We start from the raw sequence: 4,496 nt of genomic DNA, 5'->3' as shown, positions 1-4,496 counted from the left end.
CGCCTTAGCGTCACGGCATGGATCCCAGGGTCTGCGCCGCGTCGCTGCGCTCCTTGCTCCGCCCTAGAATGACGGAGCGGAGGCGCCGCCTCAGTGCAGGATCTGCGACAGGAACAACTTCGTGCGCTCGTGGCGCGGATGATCGAAGAACTCGGCCGGCGTGTTCTGCTCGACGATCTGGCCCTGATCCATGAAGATCACCCGGTTGGCGACCTTGCGGGCAAAGCCCATCTCATGGGTGACGCACAGCATCGTCATGCCTTCCTCGGCAAGGCCAACCATCGTCTCCAGCACTTCCTTGATCATTTCGGGATCGAGCGCCGAGGTCGGTTCGTCGAACAGCATGATGCGCGGATTCATGCAGAGCGAACGAGCGATCGCCACACGCTGCTGCTGGCCGCCGGAGAGCTGTCCGGGATATTTGTTGGCCTGTTCCGGAATCTTGACGCGCTTGAGGAAATGCATGGCGATTTCCTCGGCCTGCTTCTTCGGCATCTTGCGCACCCAGATCGGCGCCAGCGTGCAGTTCTCCAGGATGGTGAGATGCGGGAACAGGTTGAAGTGCTGAAACACCATGCCGACCTCGCGGCGCACCTCGTCGATCTTCTTCAGATCGTTGGTGAGTTCCTTGCCGTCGACGATGATCTTGCCCTTCTGGTGCTCCTCCAGTCGGTTGATGCAGCGGATCATGGTCGATTTGCCGGAGCCGGACGGGCCGCAGATGACGATGCGCTCGCCGCGCATCACCTTGAGGTTGATATCCTTCAGCACATGGAACTCGCCGTACCATTTGTGCATGCCGACGATGTCGATGGCGACGTCGGTGGTCGAGACATGCATCTTTCCGGCGTTGACCTTGAGGTCTTCCGCGCTGACGGCGTTTTCGGTGGCCATGGCCAATTCCCCTTATCGTTGTTCATGATACATGTCCCAAAACCGCTCCACAGTTTTGGGACATGCATCAGCGTTTGTAGCCGGTGTCGAGCCGGCGTTCGGTGTACATTGAATAGCGCGACATGCCGAAGCACAACAGCCAAAAAACGAAGGCGGCGAAGATCAGGCCGGACTTCGGGGTCTGGGGTGTCGCCCAGTTCGGGTCGGCGAAGTTCTGCTTCACCACGCCGAGCAGGTCGAACATCGAGATGATCAGGACCAGACTGGTGTCCTTGAGCATACCGATGAAGGTGTTGACGATGCCTGGGATGACCAGCTTGAGCGCCTGCGGCAGCACGATCAGGCCCATCTTCTGCCAGTAGCCGAGGCCGAGCGAGTCGGCCCCTTCATACTGGCCCTTGGGGATCGCCTGCAGGCCGCCGCGCACCACTTCGGCCATATAGGCGGCGGCAAACAGCGACACGCCGATCAGCGCCCGCAGGTATTTGTCGAAGGTGACGCCCGCGGGCAGGAACAGCGGCAGCATGACGCTGGCGAAGAACAGCACCGTGATCAGCGGAATGCCGCGCACCGTCTCGATGAAGACGACGCACAGCCATTTGATGATCGGCATCTTCGAACGCCGACCGAGCGCCAGCACGATGCCCAAAGGCAGCGACACGGCAATGCCGACGAAAGACAGGCTGAGCGTGACCAGCAACCCGCCCCAACGCGGGGTTTCGACATGCGGCAGGCCGAACATGCCGCCGACCAGCAGGAAGAAGGCGACGATGGGCAGCGCCACGAAGAGCAGGATCGCGTTCAGCCCCTTGCGCGGCACGCGTGGGATCAGCATCGGCACCAGCAGCGCCACGAACAGGATGGCGACCAGGATCGGCCGCCAGCGCTCCTCGATGGGATAGGTGCCGAACATGAACTGGCCGAACTTGGCGTTGACGAAAGCCCAGCAGGCGCCGGTCCAGCCGTCGGGTTGGATGCCGCCCTGCGAAGCGGTCGTGCATACCGTGCGGTCCGGGCCGGTCCAAACGGCGTTGATGAAGGCCCAGTTGATGATTTGCGGCAAGACCCAGAGCACGATGGCGATGCCCAACACCGTGAGGATGGTGTCGCCGACCGAACCGATCAGGTTCTTACGCACCCAGGCATAGGCGCCGCGTTCGGTAGGCGGCGCGGGCTGCGCCAGCGCCATCTCGGCGCGCACCCAGGACATATCGTGTTCCTGCATGGCCCTACCTCTCCACCAGCGCCATTCTGGCGTTGACGATGTTCATGACAAAGGACGTCACGAGACTGAGCACCAGATAAGCGATCATCATGATGAACACGCCCTCGACCGCCTGCCCGGTCTGGTTCAGCACGGTGCCGGCGGTGGCGGTGAGATCGGGATAACCGATGGCGATCGCCAGCGAGGAGTTCTTGGTCAGGTTGAGATACTGGCTGGTAAGCGGCGGGATGACGATGCGCATCGCCTGCGGGATGACCACCAGCCGCAAGATCGGGCCGGAACGCAGGCCGAGCGCGGCCGCTGCTTCACTCTGGCCCTTGCTGACGCCCCTGATGCCTGCGCGCACGATCTCGGCGATGAAGGCCGCCGTGTAGAAGGACAACGCCAGCAGCAGCGACAGGAACTCCGGCTTGATCCAGAAGCCGCCGGTCAGGTTGAAGGTCGACTGCTTTGGGAAATCGAAGGTGAGCGGCATGCCGGCAAGCAGAAAGGCGAGCACCGGCAGGCCGACAATAAGCGCAACGGAGGTCCAGAACACCGGGAATTGCTGGCCGGTCGCACGCTGCCGCTGTCGCGCCCTGTGGGCGACGAACCAGGTCATCGCGATGGCGAGCAGCAATGCGACGCCGATCAGCCAGGAGCCATCTCCCCAGACGGCGCGCGGCAGATAGAAACCACGCTGGTTGAGGAAGGAGCCGAGGGGCAGATGGATGCTCTCGCGCGGTGGCGGCAGCACTGCGAGCACGCCGGAATACCAGAAGAAGATGACCAGCAGCGGCGGAATGTTGCGGAAGATCTCGACATAGACCGTGCAGATCTTGCGGATCAGCCAGTTGTTCGACAGGCGGCCGATGCCGATGGTGAAGCCCACGACGGTGGCAAGCACGATGCCTGCGACGGCAACGATGATCGTGTTGAGCAAACCGACGACCAGCGCGCGGAAATAGGTCGAATCGGACGTGTAGGCGATCGGCGTGTCGGAAATGTCGAAGCCGGCCCTGCTTTTCAGGAAACCGAAGCCTGACGCGATGTGCAGGCGCTGGAGGTTTTCGATCACATTGTGGACGATCCACCAGATCGAACCAAACAGCAGGATCACAACCAGCGTCTGGAAGAACAGGCCGCGTATTCTCGGGTCATTGATGAAGGAGCCGCGGCTCGACCCCTCGCGAAGGATTTCCTGCGAAGCCATGGACCGTCCCCTGGAAAGAGAAACCGGGAGGCAGGTGACCTGCCTCCCGGATCACGTTTCAATCAGCGGATCGGCGGACCGTATTGCAGGCCGCCCTTGGTCCACAGCGCGTTGATGCCGCGCGCGATCTTGAGCGGGCTGCCCGAGCCGACATTGCGCTCGAACATTTCACCGTAGTTTCCGACGGCCTTGACGATATTGACGACCCAGTCGTTGGAGAGGCCGAGATCGGCGCCATACTTGCCGTCGGGCTCTGTGCCGAGGATACGCTGGATGTTCGGGTCGGTCGACGTCTTCATCTCGTCGACATTCGCCTGGGTGATGCCGGCTTCTTCGGCGTTGAGCAGCGCAAAATAGGTCCAGCGCGCGATATGCGCCCACTGGTCGTCGCCCTGGCGCACGGCCGGGCCGAGCGGCTCCTTGGAGATGATCTCGGGCAGCACGACGTGGTCGGCCGGCGAGGACAGTGTCAGGCGGATACCGTAAAGGCCGGACTGGTCGGTGGTGTAAGCATCGCAGCGGCCTGCGTCATAGGCGGCGTTGACCTCTTCCAGCTTCTCGAACACGACGGGGTTGTATTCCATCTTGTTCTTCTTGAAGTAGTCGGCAAGGTTGAGCTCGGTCGTGGTGCCGCTCTGCACGCAGACGGCGGCGCCCGAAAGCTGCAGCGCGGAGTTCACGCCCGGCAGCTTCTTGGCGTTGATCATGAAGCCCTGGCCGTCATAGTAGGTGACGCCGACGAAATCGAGGCCGAGCGCGCTGTCGCGGTTGCTGGTCCAGGTGGTGTTGCGCGACAGGATGTCGATCTCGCCCGACTGAAGCGCGGTGAAACGCTCCTTGGCGCTGAGCGGCGTGAACTTGACCTTTGAGGCATCACCGAAAACGGCGGCCGCGACGGCGCGGCAGAAGTCGGCGTCGATGCCCTTCCACTCGCCCTTGTCGTCCGGCGCCGAGAAGCCGGCGAGGCCGGTCGAAACGCCGCACTGGATGAAGCCCTTCTGCTTGACGGTGTCGAGCGTGCCGGCCGAAGCGGCGGACGCCATGAACCCGAGCGCGGCGGCGCCTAGGATGCCGATTGCAATGTGTTTCATGACCCACAGACCCTTTTTTCTGTTACAGGCGCCCCTGCTGCCAGGCGACGCTTGATCTTTTTTCGTTTGTGAATGCAGCTTCCCACTTAAGGCC

General features: G+C 62.3%; 4 protein-coding genes. All 4 read right to left on the bottom strand.

All coding sequences use genetic code 11. The annotated features are described in order from the left end of the window. Positions 1-90 precede the first annotated feature (90 nt). Entirely contained in the window at positions 91-894 is an 804-nt protein-coding gene (locus EOD07_RS23905; protein WP_052457670.1) for an amino acid ABC transporter ATP-binding protein, read from the bottom strand. 67 nt (positions 895-961) lie between these two features. Beyond that, positions 962-2,119, bottom strand: coding sequence for an amino acid ABC transporter permease (locus EOD07_RS23900; protein WP_040980866.1), 1,158 nt, complete (start codon positions 2,117-2,119; stop codon positions 962-964). Positions 2,120-2,123: 4 nt separating this feature from the next. After that, a complete protein-coding gene (locus tag EOD07_RS23895) occupies positions 2,124-3,311 on the bottom strand; it encodes an amino acid ABC transporter permease (RefSeq protein WP_127237198.1) in 1,188 nt (395 codons plus the stop codon). 62 nt (positions 3,312-3,373) lie between these two features. Continuing rightward, the gene (locus tag EOD07_RS23890; protein ID WP_040980862.1) at positions 3,374-4,402 is read right to left on the bottom strand and encodes an amino acid ABC transporter substrate-binding protein; all 1,029 of its coding nucleotides are present in this window, start codon (positions 4,400-4,402) and stop codon (positions 3,374-3,376) included. Positions 4,403-4,496 lie beyond the last annotated feature (94 nt).

The organism is Mesorhizobium sp. M2C.T.Ca.TU.002.02.1.1, assembly GCF_003997225.1.
This window is presented reverse-complemented; position numbering and strand designations above follow the sequence as displayed.

Excerpts from the sequence above, each read along its gene's own strand:
- EOD07_RS23905 (WP_052457670.1), bottom strand. The coding sequence starts at position 894 with ATGGCCACCGAAAACGCCGTCAGCGCGGAAGACCTCAAGGTCAACGCC.
- EOD07_RS23900 (WP_040980866.1), bottom strand. The coding sequence starts at position 2,119 with ATGCAGGAACACGATATGTCCTGGGTGCGCGCCGAGATGGCGCTGGCG.
- EOD07_RS23895 (WP_127237198.1), bottom strand. The coding sequence starts at position 3,311 with ATGGCTTCGCAGGAAATCCTTCGCGAGGGGTCGAGCCGCGGCTCCTTC.
- EOD07_RS23890 (WP_040980862.1), bottom strand. The coding sequence starts at position 4,402 with ATGAAACACATTGCAATCGGCATCCTAGGCGCCGCCGCGCTCGGGTTC.